The organism is Sphingobium sp. BS19 (genome assembly GCF_027925545.1).
GTDB lineage: Bacteria > Pseudomonadota > Alphaproteobacteria > Sphingomonadales > Sphingomonadaceae > Sphingobium.
On the sequence record NZ_BSEF01000006.1, the window covers coordinates 50,664 to 70,812 of the forward strand.

The window sequence follows — 20,149 nt, forward strand, 5'->3', positions numbered from 1 at the left end:
CGCATGGCATTGACGGATGTGGATCCGCGTCAGGTGGCGGCGGTGGTCACGCATCTGGAGATGCGGACGAAGCCGAAGCCTGCCCCGCTGCCCCCGTCCACGCTGCGTCTGGTGCGATGGAAGGCGCCTTCAGTCGAGAAATATCGCGGCCTGTTTCGACGGGTTGGGGAGCCTTGGCTGTGGTTCTCCCGCCTCGTGCAGCCTGACGCGGTAGTGGAAGCGGTGATTCACGATCCGGCGGTCGAAATCTATGCAGTGTGCGATCCGCAGGGAATCGAGATCGGGATATTAGAGCTGGATTTCCGGGCGCTGCCCGATTGCGAATTGTCCTTTTTCGGACTGGTGCCGGAGCTGGCCGGACAAGGCCATGGCCGCTGGCTGATGGCGCAGGCGAAGATGCTGGCGTGGCGCAAGGGGGTCGAGCGATTCTGGGTGCACACCTGCACGCTCGACCATCCTTCGGCGCTGGGCTTCTACATCAAATCCGGATTCGTGCCCTTTGGGCGTGCGGTCGAGACATTCGACGATCCGCGCGCCTTTGGCGTGCTGCCGCGCGACGCCGCGCCGCATGTGCCACTGCTGGCTTAGGCTGCCGCTTCCAACTGGCGATAGATGCGCGCCGTCATCACGAGAAAATAGACCTGAATGATGGCGGAAAGCGCAGCGGTGGCGAGGCCTGCCGCCAGCACGGCGATCTCTGCCCCGCCGATCAAAGCGCCTAATACGCCGAAGATCGACTGCACCGCCGCCTGCGTGACGACACCCAATATGATGACAATCGCAAGGAAGGCGAACAGGCGGCCGAACTGCCCCTGTGTCAGTCGCCAGCTTTGCCGGATCGCGTCGACCGCGCCGATCGGGCGGTCTATGGCGACGGCGTTCAACAGCAACAGGCGCGCCGCCACGAACATCATGGTGCCGAACAGCGCTGCCATAACAAGTGCCGTGACCGAGCGAGACCCGCCCAGGACACTGAAGAGCGCGACAACCAGCGTGAGGGCGATGATCGCAATCATCGTTCCCGCCGCAACCAGAAGGCCCGCCGTCATCAACACAGGTATGCGTTGCAACCCCAGCCGCATAGCCTCGCCGACGCTTATCCCCGGCCGCAGCGCGAGAGCATAAAGCGTCAGCGCGCCGATCAGGCCGATGACCATCGTCACCAGAAAGCCGATCCAGAAACTGGCAGGAAGCTGCGGCACGGCCGCCGCCGCTCCGGCGCTCTGCGCCTTCATGACTTCGGCCAGCAATTCAGGCGGAACGATCTGCTGAAAGATCACGACCGGCAGCGCCATGAAAAGAAAGGCGACCGGAAAAAGCAAACTGCCTTCGCGTTTGACGAAGGCCGTGGTTTCTTCCCATGCCTTGCCGATAGAGAGAGGCTTCATCGTTCCGCTAAATCCCTGTGATGGTGTCGCAACCCTTGATCGCGGCGCGATGGCAAGTCAAGGAAGTGGCTATGGATCATGCTTCCGACATCGAATGGCGACGCAGCGACGCCCCCGTCGCGTATCCCGACGCCCTGCAGGACATGGAGGCGCGCGCCGCCGCCGTGGCAGCGGGGGAGGCAGGCGAGCGGATATGGCTGCTCGAACATCCGCCGCTGTATACTGCCGGGACGAGCGCCAACATCGCCGAACTGCTCGACCCGCGTTTTCCGGTGTACGATGCGGGACGCGGCGGGCGCTATACCTATCACGGGCCGGGGCAGCGAGTGGGCTATCTGACCATCGACCTGAGCAAACGCGGCAAGGATATCCGCAATTTCGTCCATAGTCTGGAAGGCTGGGTGATCGACACGCTGGGCGACTTCGGCGTGGCGGCACGGCGGGCCGAGGGACGCATCGGCATCTGGACCGACGACCTGAATGGGCAGGAAGCCAAGATCGGCGCCATCGGCGTGCGTGTGCGCAAATGGGTCACGATCCACGGCTTTTCGGTGAACATCGCGCCCGACCTGTCGCATTTCGGGGGAATCGTGCCGTGCGGTATCGCGGAGTTCCCGGTCACCAGCCTTGCCGCATTGGGCAAGCCGGTCGCCATGGCAGACTTCGACACGGCATTGCAGGCGCGGTTTGCCGAGTTTCTGGGGCGGCTGGGGCGATGCGGCTCGCGTAATTGACCTTAACGTAAGGGGCTGGCTTGACGAAGGCTGTCCGCCCGCTAAGGTCTGCGCCAAGAGACAGGTCGCAGGAGCCAGGAATGCCGTCATTGCCGTTCGTCCGTTGTGTGATTTTCGTATCGGCTTTTGCACTTCCCCTCACTGCCTGCGGTTCCAACAAGAGCGAAACGACCAGCACCATCGCGATGAACAATCTGGATGTGGTGGACGGCACCACCACCGACGCGATGACCGATCTGGACGGGGTAAAGTCCGAAGGCACCGCAATGGTCCCCGGCAGTGCGGGCAACACGGCCACCACCAGCAACGCGCCCAAGGCCGCCGCCAATGCGAGCGACCCGGCGGAGCAGGCCGACACCGAAGTCATCGCGGATCAATAAAGCTTTTTCGCTCGGTTCATCGCGTAACTGCAAAGTCTGACTGACAGGCGGATTCGGTTGCGCTAGGAAACCGCAAAGTCGTGAAATCAAAGGAATAGCGAAGAGTGATGCGCCCCTCCGTCCGTCCTGCCCTGTTGGCCGTAACTTTGGCGGCGGCACTGGCCGCACAGCCTGCACAGGCGCAGTTTTTCTGGTCGCCGCCCGATCTTTCCAGCCCGCCGGTGACGGGCGCGGAGCCCAGCCTGGGCATCAATATGCCCGGCGCCACGCCGGAAGAACTGAACGCCGGTCTGGTGTGGAACCTGCGCGCGGCATTGAACGTCGCAGCCTTGCAGTGCGATTTCGAACCGACGCTGCTGACGGTATCCAATTACAATGCGATGATCGCGCATCACAGCAAGGAATTGCAGCAGTCGTTCGACATGCTGGGCAAATATTTTCAGCGGACCGTGGGCAAGGGCAAGCCGGGTCAATCGGCGCTCGACCAATATGGTACGCGCATCTATTCGGGCTATTCGACGGTGCAGGCGCAACGCAATTTCTGTCAGACGTCGGGATCGATCGGGCGCGATGCGATCTTCACCGACCGTGGCAAGCTGTTCGAAGTGGCGCGCAAGCGGATGGGAGAGCTGAAAAAGTCCCTGACGCTGACGGGCGACCGCTATTTCGGGTCGCCCGGCTATGACTACGCGGCCGCCATCCCGCCGCTGGAAGATGCGTGCTGGAAAAAGGGCAAGCTGATGAACAGTTGCAAGGTGCGCTGGGAAACCGAAGCCAACAAAAAGCGGACCGGGCGGTAACGAAGGCCATCCCCGGCGCTTGCCGGGGATATTAATTCAACGCAATCCCAATGCCTTGTGCGTCTGGAGCGAGAGGCGCCATTGCGGGCGCTCCATGACGAAGGCGATGGCGGCCTCGACATTGCGCACGGCGTCCGGGTCGTCGAGCGGCTGGATCAGCCAGTGGTCGAAGGTCCAGCCTTCCATGGTTTCATAATCGCTGCCAGCCTGCGGCCAGATCAGCTTCAATTCATTGCCGGATTTTTGCACGACCTCGCTGCCCGCCTTCGGGCTGACGCAGACCCAGTCGATGCCGGGATGCACGGGCAAGGTGCCGTTGGTTTCAATCGCGATTTCAAATCCGGCCGCGTGCAACGCATCGACGAGGCTGTCGTCCACCTGCAACATGGGTTCACCCCCGGTCAGGACGATGTAGCGGCCCGCTTCACCCGGCCCCCAGAAGCCGCTGACCGCGGCGACGATGGCGTCGGCATCGGCAAACTTGCCGCCCCCTGCCCCATCGGTGCCGACGAAGTCCGTATCGCAAAAGCGGCAGATGGCGGACGCGCGATCCACTTCGCGGCCCGACCATAAATTGCACCCGGCAAAGCGCAGGAAGACGGCGCGTCGCCCCGCCTGCATCCCTTCCCCCTGCAACGTAAGGAACATTTCCTTTACGGCGTAGCTCATCGACTTAAGGCTTTACCGCGTAGCGGGTGGGGTCGGGCAAACCGGCTTCCTCGAAGCCCTTGGATCGCAGGCGGCAACTGTCGCACAGGCCGCAGTGCAGTCCTTCCGGCGTGGGATCGTAGCAGGACCAGCTCATGCCCGCGTCCAGACCCAGACGATGCGCTTCGCGCACGATATCGGCCTTTGTCATGTGCTGGAGCGGGGCGTTGATGGTCACCGGGCGTCCTTCGACCCCCGCCTTCGTCGCCAGCGCAGCCATCGCCTGAAACGCTGCGATAAATTCCGGGCGGCAATCGGGGTAACCCGAATAGTCCAGCGCATTGACGCCGATGTAGATGTCGTTCGACCCGGTGACTTCGGCAAAGCCCAGGGTCAGCGACAGGAAAATGGTGTTGCGCGCCGGAACATAGGTGACCGGGATATCGTCCCCCACCCCACCCTTCGGCACGGCGATATCGTCCGTCAGCGCCGATCCGCCGAACGCCGACAGATCGAGCGGCAGCGTGATATGCGACATGACGTTCAGCGCCTTTGCAACGCGCGTGGCCGCCTGCAACTCCACCCGATGCCGCTGATTATAATCGATGGTCAGCGCGAACAGGCGATGACCGGCCTCTCGCGCCAGCGCTCCTGCGACCATCGAATCGAGACCGCCCGACAGCAGGACGACGGCAAAACTATTGGAAGACATAGACATTGCCGTCCGCTACTCCGCCCTGACGCAGGGCGCAAGGTCCGGACAGGTGGAGTATACTATCGGCAGGCGCCGACGCGGCGACCCTCGATCATGCGCGCGAACGGCGCGCCATCGGCAATGCCCTGCGACTGAAGCTGAAACAGGCGCGGGGTTTCTATACGAATGTCGGTGCGTTCGTTCCCCGCTGCCCCGCAATCGTTGGTGACGCTGACGCGACCCTTTTCATCGGTCACGACAAAGCGGGTGCAGCTATCGCGATTATGCCGGATCTTGAGAAGCTGGCGGGTGTCGCCCAGACATATCCGCTGGATATCCTCCCCGGTTTCCCGGTCTTTCAGCATCCATTCGCCATGTTCGAGCATCGCCAGGGCTTTTGGCGCGGGTTCTGCAGCGGGCAGCCGAGCCGCTCCGCCAAGATTCAGACATACTATGGCACACGCGAAAGACCGCGCCAAAATGGCAGAACGCATGGTTACTCCAAACCCCCACGGCGATGGCCGCTCGATAGCGGGACATGCCACTTGCAACCCCTTGCGCTATCGTAATGACACAGGAATGTGGCAACTTCAAAGCGGCAAACGGACAGCCGTGCCGCAATGTTATGCGGTCAATTGTCGAAGCTGACCAGCGCGATGGGAAAGACGCGGGAGCAAAAAGCGCAATCGACTTTGATCTGTCCGGCCTCATCCGCCATGTCCGCGCGCTCGTCCGCCGGAAAGCGGGAAATGACGTCGCGGATATGGTCGATATTGCACCGGCACCCCTTGGCGATCATTGCCGGATCGGTGACGCGCACTTCGTCTTCCTCATGGAAGAGGCGCCAGATAATGTCCGACAGCGGCAGCGTATCGTCGGTCAGTTCATCGTCCTTCAGCGTGGCGGCCAGCGCCTGGACATGTTCCCATTCGGGATGGTCGTGACGTACATGCAGCCGTTCGCGCCCTACTTCGCCTTCGGGCATGTGCTGGAGCAGGACGCCCGCCGCCATGCAGCGCCCGTCGGCATCGTGCCGCGTCGCGATCTGAACGAAGCTGGGAATCTGTTCGGACTGGCTGAAGTAATGCTCCGCCGCTTTGCCCAGCGACGTGCCTTCCAGCGGCACGATGCCCTGATAGCGGCTGACTCCGCCATTTTCGGCAGGCGCGGACTGATCGAAGGTGATCGCCAGATAGCCTTTGCCGAACAGGCCGAACAAGGTCGGATCGGTGCCGAGTTCCGCCAGACGATCCGCATCGAACTGCACATAGCCGCGCACCGCGCCGCCCTGATAATCGGCAACGAGCAGCTTGACGACGCCGTTCTCGGTCTGCGCCTGCATGGTGAGTTGCCCGTCGACATGCTTGAGCGTGGACCCAAGCAGCGCGGCCATCACCAGCGCTTGCGCCAGCAAGCGTTCAATCGGCGGCGGATAGGCGTGCGCGGCCAGCACGTCGTTCAGCACCGGGCCGAGCCGCACGAGGCGACCGCGGACGTGGCGGGCGGGGATGTTGAAGCCGATGGCCTGGTCGAGATCGATGGAGGTAGTCAACGGACGTCTCTCTCCCCTCCCTGAAAGGGAGGGGTTGGGGGTGGGTCCGCCGCGACAGCGGCGGCGACAGCTAAAGGCGCTCGCTACGCTCGCGACCCACCCCTAGCCCCTCCCTTTCAGGGAGGCGAACACAGGATATAGTACCGCTCTACAGCTTTCCAAGCGCCCAGAGCAGGACCGACTTCTGCGCGTGGAGGCGGTTTTCTGCTTCGGGCCAGATCAACGATTGCGGGCCGTCGATGATGTCCGCCGTCACTTCTTCGCCGCGATGCGCGGGCAGGCAGTGCAGGAATTTCGCGTTCGGCTTGGCAAGCGCCATCAGCGCCGCATCGACCTGATAGGGCATCATGGCGGCAAGTTTGTTATGCGCGTGCTCCTGCCCCATCGATATCCAGGTGTCGGTGACGACGATGTCCGCGCCCTTGGCTACCTCTGCGGCATCGCGCGATACGGTGATCTGTGCGCCGCGCGCAGTTGCCTCTTCGGCGAAGCGGGGATCGGGCTCATAGCCCTGCGGCACGCCAATGCGGACGTTGAACTTCATCAGGCCCGCCGCTTCGATAATCGAATGCAGCACGTTGTTGCCATCGCCCAGCCATGCCCACTCACTGCCGGGCAGCGCGACGCCATGCTCTATAACCGTCAGCAGGTCCGCCATGATCTGGCACGGGTGCGACATGTCCGTGAGGCCATTGATGACGGGGATGGTGGCATAGTGCGCCATTTCCTCGATCTTGGCATGGTCGTCGGTGCGGATCATGATCGCGTCGCAGAAGCCCGACAGGATGCGCGCGGTGTCGGCGACCGTTTCGCCGCGCCCCAATTGCATGGAGCCGGATTCCATGACGATGCTGGTGCCGCCCAACTGGCGAATGGCCATGTCGAACGATACGCGGGTGCGAGTCGAGTTCTTTTCGAAAATCATCGCCAGCGTGTGACCGGCCAGCGGCGCGTCGGCATCCGCCTTGCCCTTGGGCCAGCCGGCGCGCGCAGCCTTGCGGTCGATGGCGTCGGCGATCATCGTGGCGATGGCGTCTCCGCCAGCATCGGAAAGGTTCAGGAAATGTCTGGTCATCGGAAGGGTACTCCGTTCCTTGGTCGCGTTAAACGCTGCTCAAAACATCCATGTCACCCCCGCCAAAGCGAGGGTCCATCTCCCGAACCTTATCCTTGGCGCCAGGTTGGGCGATGGATTCCCGCCTGCGTGGGAATGACGGAGAAGAGCAAAATTACGCCGCTGCTGGCACTGCGAAACTCCGGGCGCCTGCGGACAGGCGTTCGACGCATTCGCTGATGTGGCTTTCCTCGATCACGAGCGGAGGCAGGATGCGGACGACATTCTGGCCGGCGGCCACCGTCAGCAGCCCGTGATTGTCGCGCAGATGCGCAACGAAACCGCGCGCCTCGAAACCGTCCTTCAGCTTGAGGCCGAGCATCAGGCCCATGCCGCGCACTTCCTCGAACATCTCGTCATGGTTCGGGATCATCTGTTCCAGCGCAGAGCGGAGGCGGTTGCCCATCGCCTTTACGTTGTCCAGAAATTCCGGCTCCATCACGACGTCGAGGACGGCGCTGCCCGCAGCCATCGCCAACGGATTGCCGCCATAGGTTGAGCCGTGTGTACCCGCGACCATGCCCTTGGCAGCCTCTTCGGTTGCCAGACATGCGCCCATCGGGAAGCCGCCGCCAATGCCCTTGGCCACAGCCATGATGTCCGGCGTCAGGCCATATTGCTCGTGCGCGAAGAAGGTGCCGGTGCGACCGTAGCCGCATTGCACTTCGTCGAGGATCAGCAGCAAGCCATGCTCGTCGCACAGCGCGCGCAAGCCTTTCAGAAACTCCTGCGTCGCAGCCGTCACGCCGCCTTCGCCCTGAATCGGTTCCAGCAGGAAACCGGCGGTGTTGTCGTCGATCTGCGCCTTTGCAGCGTCCAGATCGTTGAACGGCACCACAGTGAAACCGGGCAGAAGAGGCTCAAACCCGTCGCGCATCTTCGGCTGGCTCGTCGCGCTGATCGTGCCCAGCGTACGCCCGTGGAACGCATTGTCGAAGCTGATGATCTTGTGCTTGTGCGGATTGCCGTTGCTGTAGTGATAGCGACGCGCCGTCTTGATCGCGCATTCGACCGCTTCGGCACCCGAATTGGTGAAGAACATGGTGTCTGCAAACGTCGTATCGACAAGCCGCTTGGCGAAAGCCTCACCCTGCGGACTGCCGTAGAGATTCGATACGTGCATCAGCGTCGCAGCCTGATCGGCAATGGCCTTGGTCAGCACCGGGTGCCCGTGACCCAGCAAGTTCACCGCAATGCCGCTGGCGAAGTCCAGATAACGCTCGCCGCGTTCGCCGATAAGGTAGCAGCCTTCCCCTCGGACCGGCCGTACATCGCACCGGGGGTAAACGGGCATGAGCGGCGTAATCGACATGAGCGTACCTTTCAGTCAACGATGCGGGGAAGTGGAAGGGCGGCAAAGGTGCCTGAAACCAAAAAGGCGGCCCCCGCCGGGCCGCCCATTTGCGAGAAACGTCTATACAGCCACCCAAGGCGGAGCGTCAACACCGCGAAATATCACGGCGTGACACTTTACAAGCTGTCATCAATAGGAAATAGTTGCACCTCAGTATCAATATTTGAGATTGCGCCCGCGGGGCGATCCACTTTCAGAAGCAGCTTTAATTGTACGGGGAACGACAAGTGGCGATCACACTCAACGTCAACGGTACGTCGCGTCAGGTCGATGTGGATCCAGAAACGCCTCTGCTGTGGGTCCTGCGGGACGATCTGCGCCTGACAGGCACCAAGTACGGATGCGGCGTAGCCCAATGCGGCGCGTGTACGGTGCATCTGGATGGTGCCCCTACCCGTTCCTGCTCCATCCCCGTGTCGGCGGCGACAGGCGCAATCACGACGATCGAAGGGGCTGACGGACCGGAAGCGAAGGCGGTGCAAAATGCCTGGGTCGCGCTGGACGTGCCGCAATGCGGCTATTGCCAGTCGGGCCAGATAATGAGCGCGGTCAGCCTGTTGAAAGACAACAAGACGCCGACCGACGATGACATCGATGCCGCGATGAACGGCAATCTGTGCCGCTGTGCCACCTATATGCGTATCCGCGCAGCGATCCATCAAGCGGCCAAGAGCCTCAGCACGAAGGAGATGGCAGCATGAACGCCATCCTGCCGACAACCCGCTTTTCCCGCCGCGATGCTCTGGTAACGGGCGGCGCCCTCGTCATCGGCATGACGTTGCCGGTCGGCGGCGCGCTGCGCGCACAGGGTGCGCCGCAGATGCCCCCGGTCAGCCCCAATGCCTTCATCCGCATTGCACCGGACAGCACCGTTACCGTGCTGATCAAGCATATCGAATTCGGCCAAGGGCCCAATACGGGTCTTGCAACGCTTGTTGCCGAGGAACTGGACGCCGACTGGGCGCAGATGCGCACGATCAGCGCACCGGGCGACGACAAGCTGTACGCCAATCTGTCCATGGGCACGCAATTGACGGGCGGTTCGTCGGCCATGGCCAACAGCTATACCCAGATGCGGACCGCAGGCGCGATGGCGCGCAACATGCTGGTTGCCGCGGCCGCGCGCAAATGGGGCGTACCTGCGTCGGAGGTGACAGTCACCAAAGGCGTTATCGCGCATGCCGCTTCGGGCAAATCGGGCCGTTTCGGGGACTTTGCCGCCGACGCAGCAACCCTGACGCCGCCGACGACCGTGCCGCTGAAAGAGGCCAAGGCATTCACGCTGATCGGCCGCGACGGTGCGGGCGGACATTTGCGCCGGGTGGATACAGTCGCCAAGACCAATGGCACCGCGCAGTTCGGCATCGACGTCTACGAGCCGGACATGCTGACGGTACTGGTTACCCGGACACCCCGCTTTGGCGGCAAGCTGAAGAGTTTCGATGCCGCCGCTGCCCTGAAAGTAAAGGGCGTCGTGGCCGTCAAGCAAGTGCCGACAGGCGTTGCCGTCTATGGCAAGGGCATGTGGGCAGCGATGCAGGGGCGCAATGCCCTTACCGTCGAGTGGGACGACAGCGCCGCAGAGACACGCAGCACCGCCGAAATGACTGCGCAATATCTGGAAAAGGCAAAATCGCCCGGCACTCTGGCCGGTAAAAAGGGTGACGTGGACGCCGCCTTTGCAGGCGCCAAGCTGATCGAAGCGACCTACGCCTTTCCTTATCTGGCGCACGCCCCGATGGAACCGCTGACGGGCTTTATTGCGTGGGACGGCAAGAAAGCCGAGACCCGTTTCGGGTCGCAGGGTCCGGGCATGGACAAAGCGGCACTGGCGCCTGCTCTGGGTATTTCGCCGGACGCGATAGCCATCGATGTCATGCTGGCCGGGGGCAGCTTCGGTCGCCGGGGGCAGGCGGACTCGCATTTTGCCGCCGAATTGGGCGCAGTGGCCAAGGCATTCGGCCCCGGCAAGTTCAAGCTGATATGGACGCGGGAAGACGACATTCAGGGCGGCTATTACCGTCCGCTTACGGTCCATGCGATGCGCGGCGCGGTCAAGGACGGCAAGGTCGTCGGCTGGTCGAATACGATCTGCGGCCAGTCCTTTGCATTCGGATCGCCGCTGGCTGACATGATGGTGCAGAACGGCGTCGATGCCGCGATGGTCGAAGGCGCATCCAACTTGCCTTACGCTTTGCCGGCGGCCCGCTGCGACGTGCATGTCGACCCGTCGCCGGTGTCGACATTGTGGTGGCGGTCGGTCGGCCACACGCACACGGGCTATGCAGTCGAATGCTTCATCGATCAGTTGCTGGTCGCCGCCGGGCAGGACCCGATCGAAGGGCGCATCGCGTTGCTGGGCGACAAGCCCCGCATGGTGGGCGTGCTGAAGGCCGTGGCCAAGCTTGCCAACTGGTCCGGCACAAAGCCCGTAAAGGGGCGTGCGCGCGGGGTGGCCGTAGTCGAAAGTTTCAGCAGCTATGTCGCGCAAATCGCCGAAGTCTCTCTGAACGAAGACGGTTCTCCGCGCGTTCACAAGGTGTGGTGTGCGGTCGATTGCGGCGTGGCAGTCAATCCCGACGTGATCCGCGCACAGATGGAAGGCGGCATCGGCTTTGGTCTGGGCCATGCCCTGTATGCGGAAATACCGCTGGAAAAGGGCGCGCCGACGGTTACCAATTTCGATGGCTACCGATCGCTCAGGATCACCGAGATGCCGCAGGTCGAGGTCATGATCGTCTCGTCGACCGAAGCGCCTACCGGCGTGGGTGAACCGGGCGTTCCGCCTATCGCCCCTGCCGTCGCCAATGCACTGGCAGCCTTGGGCAAAGCGCGTCCGGCGACATTGCCGAGGTGGCGACTGCCTGACGAAAGACTGGCTGGCTGGCTGGCTGGCGACAGGCTGGACGGAAGCAGGTTCTGACGTTTATCGGGGGGCATGAGCCATTCCGACACGCCGCACTTCGCCTCCATCAGTCATCGGCAATTTGCCGACGGCATTGCGCTGCTTGCGGCTCAGTTGGCCGCCGATGACTGGAAACCCGACTATCTGATCGGGGTCGGACGCGGCGGCCTGGTGCCCGGCGCATATCTCAGCCACGCGAGCGGCCATGCGCTTTTATCGGTGGATTTGAGTGCGCAGGAGTTTGGATTTTCAGGGGCGCTGCTTGAACGTCTGGCGGAAAAGACGCGCGCGGGCGAACGCTTGCTGATCGTTGACGACATCAACGATTCAGGATCGACCATTACCTTTCTGCGCGACGCCATCGGCAAAGCGGGCGGTATCGGCGATCATGTTCGCGTCGCGGTGTTCCTGCACAATATGCGCTCCACCGCGGTGTCGGATTATGCAGCGGAAACCATCGACCGGGCGACGGACAAGCGATGGTTCATTTTCCCCTGGAAAGCGATGGCACCGCAGGCGACGATAGCCGCGGACGCCCATGCCGTGCCGGAACGCCTTGCCTGATCAGCCGATCTGGTTCCAGGCATCGGCGATTTCTAAGATCATGGCGCGTGCTTTTTCCAGCGGCGCGATCGTGCGGGCGCGGACCCCTTCGAGAAGCAAGCGGCGCGATTCACGATAGATTTGCGCAAGCGATACGGCCACGTCCCCGCCGCGTTCGAAATCGAGGCTCGATTCCAGCGCGTGCAGGATCGACATGGCGCGGGCCTGCTTATCGGCGGCCTTGGCGCTTTCTTCCTGCTGTTCGGCGAGAACGGCAGCGTCCAGTGCGAAGACGAGTTCGTCGAACAGGATCTTGACCAGGCTGTGCGGCGTCGCCCCTTCGATGCGGCTGCCGGCGTGGATCGCGGCATAGGCTTTGCTGGCGTTGGTTGCCCGTGCCGTTGCGCCGATGCCTGCATATCCCTGACTGTAGAACATGATTGGTCCGTTCCCTTTTGAAGTGATCGTAAAATTTCAGATTGTTGGCGATCAGCTATTGCTGTTCGTCCACACCTTGACCTGCTGCTCGATATAGCTCTGCGTGGCTTTCAGGGCCGCGAGCTTGGTGTCCATCGCGGCGAACGCTGCGGAAGTCCGCGCTTCATAAGCGTCCATGTCCTTGTCGAGCTTTTCGAGCTGGGCGGCGTAGGATTTTTTCAGCGCATCATATTTCGACGTCGCGCTTTTCAGCGCGCCCGTGTCGGACAGGAGCGTGTCGCTCACTTTCTTGACCGCGCCGGCAATGCCTGGATTTTCATCGGTCGCAACGGCAGGGTTGAGCATTTGAGTCACAGCCGTCGGGTCAGCCGCGATGGCGGCGTCGAGACGCGCCATATCGAGTTTCAGCGTGCCGTCGCGGTTGGTCGCGACGCCCAGATCGCCCAAGGTGCGATAGGGGCCGGATGTGGTAAGCGTCGTGGACGTAAGACGCGACAATTGACGCTGCATCTCGCGAATACCCGTGTCACCGTTCAGCGCACCCGATTGCGATGGGTCGGTGGCCGTTGCCGTTGCGGTGTTCAGGGCCGAGCGCAACGAATTGTACGCCGTCACGAACTCGGTCACCAGATCGCGCATGGTGTTCGCCGGTTCGGTGCTGGCCAAGGTTACCTTCGTACCGGGAGCCGCCTTGTTCAGATCGATGCGAACATAGGGGATCGCGGTGTCGATGGTATTGGTGTTGTTGCGCATCTCGATACCGTCGATGTAAATGATGCTGTCGAGCGCAGCGGTCTTTTGCACCATTGCGCCGGGTGCGCCGCTCGTGGCGAAACGCTGAAGGTTGGCGTCCGCCGTGCCGGCCGTGATCGAGAAGCCATTGGTTTCGCCCGTGGGGCCTTTCATCACGAGGCGCGCGCCGCGATTATCGGTGACGACCGAAGCGGAGACACCCGATCCGGTGGCATTCACGGCAGCGGCGAGGCCTTCCAGCGTGTTGTTCCCTGCGGTGATATCGATCGTGTAATTCGTGCCACCCTTGGTGAGCGTGAGTGTGCCGAGACCCACTTCCGAGGTCTTGCTCGCCAGCATTGCCGATTCCATGGTCTGCGCTGAAGCCAGCCGCTGGACTTCGATCTGGGCAGGCAGGCCGGTGGGCACTCCGCCGGGCAACAGGCTGACGCCCGCAATGGTCGGATCGTTGGATGCTGGCTGCCCGGAAAAGCCCGTTCCACCCAGCAGGTCGGTCAAGGCTTTCGAGAAAGTGGTGAGCGAGCTGGTCGCCGAAGCGAGACCGGAAATACGCGCGTTATTGAGGGAAATGCGATTGTTGATCGCCTTTGCCTTCGGATCGCGCGCAGCCGCCGTCAGGTCAGCAACGATCTGAGCGGAATCGATACCCGATCCTATACCCAGTGAATTGGCGATGCTGCTACTGATGGAAGACATGAAATGCGGTCCTTTCAATGGAAAAGAACGGCACGGCGCAGAAGATGTTTAGGGAATTGTTTTGACGGACGGGGAGCCGCCCGGCAGATTGTCAGGCGACCTGCGACAATATCTGGTCGACTGTTCCCGGCATGATATGCGCCTGAGCCGCACGGGCCAGCAGTGCATCATCCAGCATCCGTTGCGCGACGCGCGCGGCTTGCTCGATCATGTTCTGGCTGGCCGGAAACATGGGGACGATGACGATAGGCGTCGGGATCAGAGGATCGGTGCCGTCGGTGCTGCCGACAGTCATCTCGTTACTTTCGCCAGCGAGGCGAACCGACGCCAGCATGTCGACAACCTTCGCGTGGATACGGGCATATTCCGCTGCACTGGCCAGTTGCGCTTCGCTGTCTGCATCGATGTCGGCGCCCTCACCATGGTCTACGGGCGATATCGGCAGCGCAGGCGCGCGCGCATCGACCTCCGGGCCGCTATTGTCGCCGGGGCGAACAGCGACAACCGGCGCGACGGGACGCGGGGCGACCCGGTCCACCGGCGATATCTCGTTACGCTGCACATAGTCGTTCATGACGCATATCCTAAAGCGTCCCCGTGAACATAATACGGACGAACACGGATAAACTTAAATTTACCCTGTGGCGCGGTCTCCAGGGCGCTATTCGACCTTCTTGCCGTCCGCATTGAAGCGCAGACCGTCCGGCACCGTGATGAACGGCCGATCCATTTCGCTCGCCATCCGGTTTTCCATGCGGAACACAAATGCCAGGACCGTCGCCACTGCCATGTAGAGCGCCTCGTCGACGATCTGTCCGGTGCGCGAAGTGAAATATATGGCGCGTGCCAGCTCAGGATATTGCAGCACCGGCACGTTGTTCATATCGGCCAGTTCGCGGATTGCCGCCGCGATCGCATCGCTGCCCCGCGCCACCACGACCGGCGCACCATCCTTGCCGGGATGATAGCGCAATGCGACGGCAAAATGGGTGGGGTTGGTGATGATGACGTTCGCCTCGGCAACGGCCTGACGCGCCGATCCGCTCATCATCTCGAATTGTCTGCGCCGGATCATGCCCTTGAGTTCAGGCGAGCCTTCGCTTTCCTTATGCTCGTCCTTCACTTCCTGCTTGGTCATGGCGAGGCGCTTGCCGCGTTGCAGGATTTGCGCGGGCACGTCGATCCCCGCGACGACGAACAGCGCCCCGGCCATGGCGAGGCAGGCCAGGATGAAAATGCTGCCCAGTTCCATCAGCGCCGGTTCGAGCCGCGCACTGCCCATGCCGACGATGGCCTCCAGATGATCCCATATCAGCCAGAAGCCGATGCCGCCCATCAGGACGACTTTCGCCAGCGATTTCACAAGCTCGATCAGACCCTGCGGCCCGAACATGCGCTTGAGGCCGCTGGCCGGATTGAGCTTCGAGGCCTTGGGCGCGAAAGCGCTGGCGCGGAAGCCTAGCGAACCGAGGATGGCAGGCGCGGCTATCGCAGCCACCAGCGTTGCCAGCAATATCGTGCCGACGGGCAAGGCAATGGCCTGCAAGAGTTCCGAGCCGCGCTCTGCAGGTGAGAAATCAACGACGTCGCCCCGGTCGAAGCGGAGCGCGCGGCGCATCATGTCGCCCAGCGCGGAAAACAGCATCGGGCCAGTGACTGCCATGCAACCGACACCGGCCATCACCACCATGGCGGTGCCCAGTTCCTTTGACTGGAGAATGTCGCCATTTTTGGCAGCATCGGCCAGTTTCTTGGCCGTTGGCTTCTCCGTCTTTTCGCCGCCGCCGCCGGGTTTGTCCGCCATCGCCTATTGCCCCGTCGCAATCGCTTCGGCCTGTTCCAGACCGGCGCGCAAGGAAGCCATGATCCCCTGCGCCATGATCGGCGCAGCCATCGCCATCAGGACGAGACCTGCGAGCAAGGTGACCGGCAAGCCGACCGAGAACAGGTTGAGCGCCGGGGCGGACCGCGCAAGCATCGCCATAACCAGTTGCACGAGGATGAGAGCGAAGCCGACCGGCAACGCTACCGTCAGCCCCGCGCCCAGCAAGGTGCCGCCGAACATCACGAGATTATAGGCGGTCTGCCCCGACAGCATCGGCCCGCCGGGCGGCAGCGCCTTATAGCTTTCTACCACATAGCTGATGAGCATCAGATGCCCGTCCATCGCCAGCAGCGTGAAGGTGGCGACGATGGAGAGATACTGGCCGACAGCCTGCGTCGATTGCCCCGATTGCGGATCGACCATGGCGGCGAAGCCCAGACCCATGGTGTTGCCGATGGTCTCGCCTGCGACGAACGCAGCGGCGTAACCGATCTGCAGCGCAAATCCCATGGCGAGACCTGCCAGCACTTCGCCGATCACCATCGAGAAGCCTGCGAAACTGGCGATGCCGCCATCGGGCAAGGTGATCGTCACGGTATTGAGCGCGGCGATGCCGAGCGCGAGGCTGAGGATCAGGCGGAGTTGCACCGGCACAGCATTCGCGCCGAATATGGGGGCCGCCAAAAACGCAGCGCCGGGACGGATCATGGCAATGAGCCATACCCACAATTGCGCTTCGACACCGACGAAGCCCGGCGCGATCATTTGAGGATGTCCGGTATGCGCTCGAATATCTCGCGGGTGAAGTCTGCGATCAGCAGCAGGATCGAGCCGCCGACCAGCGCCAGCGTGGCCGCAACGATAATGAGCTTGGGCACGAAGCTGACGGTCTGCTCATTGATCGAGGTCGCCGCCTGAATCATGCCGATGATGACGCCGCCGATCAGCGCAGGCAGCAGGATAGGACCAGCGGCCAGCGCCGTGATCCACAATGCCTGCTGTGCGAGGCCCATGAAGAAATCGGCGTTATCCATTGGACGTTACCGCCCGTTCGTCCCGAGCGCAGTCGAGGGACATGCGCCTTGGTCCCTCGACTTCGCTCGGGACGAACGGAATTGGGTGGGAGGGACCAAGCGTCACGTCGCGAATGACCCGGCCAGCGACCCCATCGTCAGCGCCCAGCCATCGACAAGCACGAACAGCAACAGCTTGAACGGCATGGATATGATCGTGGGCGACAGCATCATCATGCCGAGCGCCATCAGGGTAGACGCCACCACAAGGTCGATGATGAGGAACGGCAGGAAGATCATGAAGCCGATCTGAAACGCGGTCTTTAGCTCGCTGGTCACGAAGGCCGGGAGCAGGATCGTGAAAGGCACGTCCGCAATAGTGCGATAGGGTGGCGCTTCGGCGAGGCCGGCAAACAGCTTTAGATCGCTTTCGCGGGTTTGCTTGGCCATGAAGCCATGCAACACCTTGCCACCGCGTCCGACGGCTTCCTCGATGGAAATCTGACCCTTGCCATAAGGATCGAAGGCCTGACCGTTGATCTGGTCGATGGCGGGCCGCATCACGAACAGCGAGAGAAATAGCGCGAGGCCGACAAGCACCTGATTGGGCGGCGTCTGTTGCAGGCCGAGCGCCTGACGCAACAGCGACAGGACGATGATGATGCGCGTGAAACTTGTCATCATCAGCACCAGCGACGGCAGCACCGTCAGCAGGCTCATGAGGATCAGGATTTGCAGCGAAAGCGAAAGCGGGCGGCCTTCGCCCGATACTTCGTTGAGCGCGCGCGTAAGGCCGCCGGATGCAGCGGCGGGGCCAGCGGGCGCCACAGGGGCAGCCTGGGCGAAAGCGGGGTCGATGAGCAGGAAGGCGAGGAGGAGGACGATCAGCGTTGCGAGAACAAAATTGGTCATTCCCGCCTTCGCGGGGATGACAAGATTGGTTGTTGTTTTGAAGGCAGACCTAGCGAACACGCCCGATGCCCCCGGCAACACCCGACAGGCTTGCCGGAACGGCCTTCCCCTCGGCCAGTTTCTCGATGCGGCCGCGGGTGATGGCGATCAGCAGGCGTTGCCCATCAAATTCGACGATGGCGAGCTTGCCGAAGGTGCCCATGGGCAGCGCTTCGACGATCTTGAGCGCGCGGTCGCCCTGCCCGCCGATCATGCCGGGCTGATATTTCTTCCACAGCCACAATGCACCAAAAGCCATGCCGCCGACGAGCGGCACCATGATCAGTAACCTGACGATATATTCAAACATGCAGTCCCGCGCCCCCGATCAACAGACCGACCAGCGGTCAGCCGCGTCGTTCGACGCCAGCCATCCGCGTTTCGGTGTTGGCGACTTCGACGATACGGATGCCATAACGCCCGTTTACCGTCACCACTTCGCCTTTGGCGATCAGCGCACCATTAACCATAATGTCAAGCAATTCATCGGCCTGACGATCAAGTTCGACGATGCTGCCTTCGGCCAGGTCCATGACTTCGGCCAGTTTCAGCGAGGTCGAGCCGACTTCGACCGACAGGCGAACGGGAATATCGGCCAGCAACCGGAACTGCCGGTTGTCGGTGTAGCGATCGAGCTGGCCCAACTGGACGTTTTCGATTCTGGGCGCTTCGGTCATGTCACTCATCTGTTGGTCCTTAATTCAATTTTTCGATCATGAACGCAGCGCGTCCGTCCTGCTCGCCGATCGAGCCTTGGGCGACGATACGGTCGCCCACGATCAGCGGCAGGCTGCGGTTGATATGTACGGGGATGACGTCGCCGGGCTGAAGCTGGATCAGTTCGGTAAGGGTAAGGCTGGGGCGCGCCAGCACGGTGCGGGTGGGCAAGCGGATATGGGCCATCTGGCGCTGCATCTGCGTCTGCCAGGCGACATCGACCGTTATCTGCTCGTCATGCACCTTCGATCCCGTCAGAGCTTCCACGGCGCGCAAAGCGGCCAGCGGGAAGACGATGTCGATGGGCCATTGTTCGTTGCGGATCAGCGATATGGTGAAGCGCTGCACCACCATCTGATCGCTGGCAGGCGTAGCGGACGCGAAGCCCACGCCAATCTCCCGCGCGGTCATCGTGACATCGAGCGGCAGTACGTCCGCCCAGCAGGCCGCAAGCTGTTCCACGATGGATTGCGAGAGGCGCGCGATCAGGCGATCTTCGGTAGGGGTGAATTCCGGGCGGGATGGCATGGTGCGGTTGCCGACACCGCCATAGAAGCAATCGACCAGCGTCGAAATCATGCCTGCGTCAAGGCGGAGCAGCATGTTGCCCTTCAGCGGCAGCACGCGATAGACGCTGATGCTTGCGGAACTGGCCACGCCCTGCGACCACTCGCCAAAGTCGATGACCGAGACGGGCTGCGGCTCTATTTCCGGGCGCGATCCGACGAGCGGTTCCATGACGGCGCGCAGGCGACGCCCCAGCTTTTCACCCAGCCGGTCGAGGCCGGACAGCATCACCGGCGCCTGCGTATCGCCCTTGCCGAATGCGAAAGATTTAACGTCGTCCATTACACATCAGTCCCCGGCCGATACCAAGGGACTGACCCGGCATCGGACAGTGCTACTGAATAACGAAATTGGTAAAATAAACGTTATCAATGCCGCCATAGCCAGTCTTCTGTTTTAGTACATCGTTGATAATGCTCTTTAATTTCTTCTGCAGTGCAGACTTGCCTTGCGGCGTCATCAACGACATCTGCTCCTGCTCGGCCAGTTCCATTAACACTGCCGAACGGATCGCCATCTCATGCGTAGTCATCGCCTGCGTCACCCGCGCGTCGTAATAGGTGCTGACCGCCAGCGCGATCTGGGCAAAGGCATCGCTGTCCGCCATGTTCGATGTGAAAGGCTGCTGGACCTGAAAATAGGTCGCCTGATATCGGGACGCATCGGCAGGCGTGGGCAGATCGATTCCCTTGTCCGCAGCAGCGCCATGCCCCTTGCCCGGCGCGGATTCATGGGCCGAGCTGGCGACGCTGGCGCCGCCTTCTCCATGGCCCCCTTCGGGTGCGCCATGCGCCTTGGCGATTTCTTCGGGGTCTTCACCCTTGAGCACCAGTACGGGCTTGTTCGGGTCGATCTTCGGCCCGGTTTCTTCCTTGGAGAAGAAACCCGCAGCGTACAGACCACCAGCGGCACCGGCACCGCCCAACAAAGCAATCACGCCCAGCAGCAGGATCATCTTCATCCCCTTGCCTTTGGCCTTTTTCGGCTTGGCGTCGTCACTCATTGGTCAGTCCCCTTTGTCTTGGCACGCAGTTGGTCGGTCAGTCGGCCTCTGAACGACCCGTGCAACGGGTGCGA

At 62.1% G+C, this 20,149-nt stretch carries 25 protein-coding genes; 7 read left to right on the forward strand and 18 right to left on the reverse strand.

What is annotated here, in order from left to right:
- The first annotated feature begins 3 nt into the window (after nt 1-3).
- Nucleotides 4-588: a GNAT family N-acetyltransferase gene (locus tag QMG56_RS07950; protein ID WP_281822043.1), complete on the forward strand. Its 585-nt coding sequence runs from the start codon at nt 4-6 to the stop codon at nt 586-588.
- Here the strand turns inward: QMG56_RS07950 and QMG56_RS07955 are convergent.
- Nucleotides 585-1,388, reverse strand: a complete 804-nt coding sequence (locus QMG56_RS07955) for a hypothetical protein (protein WP_281822044.1) — start codon at nt 1,386-1,388, stop codon at nt 585-587. The two genes, QMG56_RS07950 and QMG56_RS07955, sit on opposite strands and share 4 nt — an antisense overlap.
- 71 nt (nt 1,389-1,459) lie before the next feature.
- On the opposite strand from QMG56_RS07955, the gene lipB reads away from it, so the two are divergent.
- From lipB to QMG56_RS07970, 3 genes are all read left to right on the forward strand, one after another.
- Entirely contained in the window at nt 1,460-2,122 is a 663-nt protein-coding gene (gene lipB, locus QMG56_RS07960; RefSeq protein ID WP_281822045.1) for a lipoyl(octanoyl) transferase LipB, read from the forward strand.
- An 80-nt stretch (nt 2,123-2,202) separates the two neighbouring features.
- Nucleotides 2,203-2,502: a hypothetical protein gene (locus QMG56_RS07965; RefSeq protein ID WP_281822047.1), complete on the forward strand. Its 300-nt coding sequence runs from the start codon at nt 2,203-2,205 to the stop codon at nt 2,500-2,502.
- A gap of 107 nt (nt 2,503-2,609) precedes the next feature.
- Entirely contained in the window at nt 2,610-3,302 is a 693-nt protein-coding gene (locus QMG56_RS07970) for a hypothetical protein (protein WP_230187261.1), read from the forward strand.
- Nucleotides 3,303-3,338: 36 nt separating this feature from the next.
- On the opposite strand, the gene queE is transcribed toward QMG56_RS07970, so the two are convergent.
- The 6 genes from queE to QMG56_RS08000 form a co-directional block, all read right to left on the reverse strand.
- A complete protein-coding gene (gene queE / locus QMG56_RS07975) occupies nt 3,339-3,971 on the reverse strand; it encodes a 7-carboxy-7-deazaguanine synthase (RefSeq protein WP_281822049.1) in 633 nt (210 codons plus the stop codon).
- Between the two features lie 4 nt (nt 3,972-3,975).
- Nucleotides 3,976-4,662, reverse strand: a complete 687-nt coding sequence (gene queC / locus QMG56_RS07980; protein WP_375713659.1) for a 7-cyano-7-deazaguanine synthase QueC — start codon at nt 4,660-4,662, stop codon at nt 3,976-3,978.
- Nucleotides 4,663-4,724: 62 nt separating this feature from the next.
- On the reverse strand, nt 4,725-5,138 hold the full coding sequence (locus tag QMG56_RS07985; RefSeq protein WP_230187005.1) for a hypothetical protein: 414 nt from the start codon (nt 5,136-5,138) through the stop codon (nt 4,725-4,727).
- Nucleotides 5,139-5,275: 137 nt separating this feature from the next.
- On the reverse strand, nt 5,276-6,196 hold the full coding sequence (locus tag QMG56_RS07990; protein ID WP_230187004.1) for an Hsp33 family molecular chaperone HslO: 921 nt from the start codon (nt 6,194-6,196) through the stop codon (nt 5,276-5,278).
- A gap of 148 nt (nt 6,197-6,344) precedes the next feature.
- On the reverse strand, nt 6,345-7,271 hold the full coding sequence (gene argF, locus QMG56_RS07995) for an ornithine carbamoyltransferase (protein ID WP_281822052.1): 927 nt from the start codon (nt 7,269-7,271) through the stop codon (nt 6,345-6,347).
- A 154-nt stretch (nt 7,272-7,425) separates the two neighbouring features.
- Nucleotides 7,426-8,622 (reverse strand): aspartate aminotransferase family protein, encoded by a 1,197-nt coding sequence (locus QMG56_RS08000; RefSeq protein ID WP_281822053.1) that lies wholly within the window; start codon nt 8,620-8,622, stop codon nt 7,426-7,428.
- A gap of 269 nt (nt 8,623-8,891) precedes the next feature.
- Here QMG56_RS08000 and QMG56_RS08005 point away from each other — a divergent pair, with 269 nt between their 5' ends.
- From QMG56_RS08005 to QMG56_RS08015, 3 genes are read left to right on the forward strand one after another with little or no spacing between them, the layout of a single operon-like run.
- A complete protein-coding gene (locus QMG56_RS08005) occupies nt 8,892-9,365 on the forward strand; it encodes a (2Fe-2S)-binding protein (RefSeq protein WP_230187001.1) in 474 nt (157 codons plus the stop codon).
- On the forward strand, nt 9,362-11,587 hold the full coding sequence (locus QMG56_RS08010; RefSeq protein WP_281822055.1) for a xanthine dehydrogenase family protein molybdopterin-binding subunit: 2,226 nt from the start codon (nt 9,362-9,364) through the stop codon (nt 11,585-11,587). The genes QMG56_RS08005 and QMG56_RS08010 overlap by 4 nt, the downstream gene beginning before the upstream one ends.
- A 15-nt stretch (nt 11,588-11,602) precedes the next feature.
- Entirely contained in the window at nt 11,603-12,133 is a 531-nt protein-coding gene (locus QMG56_RS08015) for a phosphoribosyltransferase (RefSeq protein ID WP_281822057.1), read from the forward strand.
- Here the strand turns inward: QMG56_RS08015 and fliS are convergent, their stop codons facing one another.
- From fliS to fliL, 11 genes are all read right to left on the reverse strand, one after another.
- Complete coding sequence (gene fliS, locus QMG56_RS08020; protein ID WP_281822058.1) at nt 12,134-12,550, reverse strand: flagellar export chaperone FliS; 417 nt, start codon at nt 12,548-12,550, stop codon at nt 12,134-12,136. It abuts the gene before it with no gap.
- 51 nt (nt 12,551-12,601) lie between these two features.
- On the reverse strand, nt 12,602-13,999 hold the full coding sequence (fliD, locus tag QMG56_RS08025; RefSeq protein ID WP_230186997.1) for a flagellar filament capping protein FliD: 1,398 nt from the start codon (nt 13,997-13,999) through the stop codon (nt 12,602-12,604).
- A 91-nt stretch (nt 14,000-14,090) separates the two neighbouring features.
- Complete coding sequence (locus tag QMG56_RS08030; protein WP_230186996.1) at nt 14,091-14,573, reverse strand: hypothetical protein; 483 nt, start codon at nt 14,571-14,573, stop codon at nt 14,091-14,093.
- An 87-nt stretch (nt 14,574-14,660) separates the two neighbouring features.
- On the reverse strand, nt 14,661-15,803 hold the full coding sequence (gene flhB, locus QMG56_RS08035) for a flagellar type III secretion system protein FlhB (RefSeq protein WP_281822061.1): 1,143 nt from the start codon (nt 15,801-15,803) through the stop codon (nt 14,661-14,663).
- A 3-nt stretch (nt 15,804-15,806) separates the two neighbouring features.
- Nucleotides 15,807-16,589 carry a flagellar biosynthetic protein FliR gene (fliR, locus tag QMG56_RS08040; RefSeq protein WP_230186994.1) on the reverse strand — a complete coding sequence of 261 codons (783 nt, stop codon included), beginning with the start codon at nt 16,587-16,589 and terminating at the stop codon, nt 15,807-15,809.
- On the reverse strand, nt 16,586-16,858 hold the full coding sequence (gene fliQ / locus QMG56_RS08045) for a flagellar biosynthesis protein FliQ (protein WP_230186993.1): 273 nt from the start codon (nt 16,856-16,858) through the stop codon (nt 16,586-16,588). The genes fliR and fliQ overlap by 4 nt, the downstream gene beginning before the upstream one ends.
- 102 nt (nt 16,859-16,960) lie before the next feature.
- Nucleotides 16,961-17,749, reverse strand: a complete 789-nt coding sequence (gene fliP / locus QMG56_RS08050; protein WP_281822062.1) for a flagellar type III secretion system pore protein FliP — start codon at nt 17,747-17,749, stop codon at nt 16,961-16,963.
- A gap of 49 nt (nt 17,750-17,798) precedes the next feature.
- The gene (locus QMG56_RS08055; protein ID WP_230186991.1) at nt 17,799-18,098 is read right to left on the reverse strand and encodes a flagellar biosynthetic protein FliO; all 300 of its coding nucleotides are present in this window, start codon (nt 18,096-18,098) and stop codon (nt 17,799-17,801) included.
- Between the two features lie 37 nt (nt 18,099-18,135).
- Nucleotides 18,136-18,474: a flagellar motor switch protein FliN gene (fliN, locus tag QMG56_RS08060; protein WP_230186990.1), complete on the reverse strand. Its 339-nt coding sequence runs from the start codon at nt 18,472-18,474 to the stop codon at nt 18,136-18,138.
- 10 nt (nt 18,475-18,484) lie between these two features.
- Entirely contained in the window at nt 18,485-19,354 is an 870-nt protein-coding gene (locus QMG56_RS08065) for a flagellar motor switch protein FliM (RefSeq protein ID WP_230186989.1), read from the reverse strand.
- A 52-nt stretch (nt 19,355-19,406) separates the two neighbouring features.
- Nucleotides 19,407-20,075 (reverse strand): flagellar basal body-associated protein FliL, encoded by a 669-nt coding sequence (gene fliL / locus QMG56_RS08070; RefSeq protein ID WP_230186988.1) that lies wholly within the window; start codon nt 20,073-20,075, stop codon nt 19,407-19,409.
- Nucleotides 20,076-20,149: the final 74 nt, after the last annotated feature.

Coding starts and splice junctions, on each gene's coding strand:
- QMG56_RS07985 (WP_230187005.1), bottom strand. CDS start 5,138: ATGCGTTCTGCCATTTTGGCGCGGTCTTTCGCGTGTGCCATAGTATGT.
- queE (WP_281822049.1), bottom strand. CDS start 3,971: ATGAGCTACGCCGTAAAGGAAATGTTCCTTACGTTGCAGGGGGAAGGG.
- QMG56_RS08030 (WP_230186996.1), bottom strand. CDS start 14,573: ATGAACGACTATGTGCAGCGTAACGAGATATCGCCGGTGGACCGGGTC.
- fliL (WP_230186988.1), bottom strand. CDS start 20,075: ATGAGTGACGACGCCAAGCCGAAAAAGGCCAAAGGCAAGGGGATGAAG.
- lipB (WP_281822045.1), top strand. CDS start 1,460: ATGGATCATGCTTCCGACATCGAATGGCGACGCAGCGACGCCCCCGTC.
- QMG56_RS08010 (WP_281822055.1), top strand. CDS start 9,362: ATGAACGCCATCCTGCCGACAACCCGCTTTTCCCGCCGCGATGCTCTG.
- QMG56_RS08000 (WP_281822053.1), bottom strand. CDS start 8,622: ATGTCGATTACGCCGCTCATGCCCGTTTACCCCCGGTGCGATGTACGG.
- queC (WP_375713659.1), bottom strand. CDS start 4,662: ATGTCTTCCAATAGTTTTGCCGTCGTCCTGCTGTCGGGCGGTCTCGAT.
- QMG56_RS08055 (WP_230186991.1), bottom strand. CDS start 18,098: ATGTTTGAATATATCGTCAGGTTACTGATCATGGTGCCGCTCGTCGGC.
- fliP (WP_281822062.1), bottom strand. CDS start 17,749: ATGACCAATTTTGTTCTCGCAACGCTGATCGTCCTCCTCCTCGCCTTC.
- QMG56_RS08065 (WP_230186989.1), bottom strand. CDS start 19,354: ATGGACGACGTTAAATCTTTCGCATTCGGCAAGGGCGATACGCAGGCG.
- QMG56_RS07970 (WP_230187261.1), top strand. CDS start 2,610: ATGCGCCCCTCCGTCCGTCCTGCCCTGTTGGCCGTAACTTTGGCGGCG.
- QMG56_RS07955 (WP_281822044.1), bottom strand. CDS start 1,388: ATGAAGCCTCTCTCTATCGGCAAGGCATGGGAAGAAACCACGGCCTTC.
- fliS (WP_281822058.1), bottom strand. CDS start 12,550: ATGTTCTACAGTCAGGGATATGCAGGCATCGGCGCAACGGCACGGGCA.
- fliN (WP_230186990.1), bottom strand. CDS start 18,474: ATGAGTGACATGACCGAAGCGCCCAGAATCGAAAACGTCCAGTTGGGC.
- flhB (WP_281822061.1), bottom strand. CDS start 15,803: ATGGCGGACAAACCCGGCGGCGGCGGCGAAAAGACGGAGAAGCCAACG.
- QMG56_RS07965 (WP_281822047.1), top strand. CDS start 2,203: ATGCCGTCATTGCCGTTCGTCCGTTGTGTGATTTTCGTATCGGCTTTT.
- fliR (WP_230186994.1), bottom strand. CDS start 16,589: ATGATCGCGCCGGGCTTCGTCGGTGTCGAAGCGCAATTGTGGGTATGG.
- QMG56_RS07950 (WP_281822043.1), top strand. CDS start 4: ATGGCATTGACGGATGTGGATCCGCGTCAGGTGGCGGCGGTGGTCACG.
- fliD (WP_230186997.1), bottom strand. CDS start 13,999: ATGTCTTCCATCAGTAGCAGCATCGCCAATTCACTGGGTATAGGATCG.
- argF (WP_281822052.1), bottom strand. CDS start 7,271: ATGACCAGACATTTCCTGAACCTTTCCGATGCTGGCGGAGACGCCATC.
- fliQ (WP_230186993.1), bottom strand. CDS start 16,858: ATGGATAACGCCGATTTCTTCATGGGCCTCGCACAGCAGGCATTGTGG.
- QMG56_RS08015 (WP_281822057.1), top strand. CDS start 11,603: ATGAGCCATTCCGACACGCCGCACTTCGCCTCCATCAGTCATCGGCAA.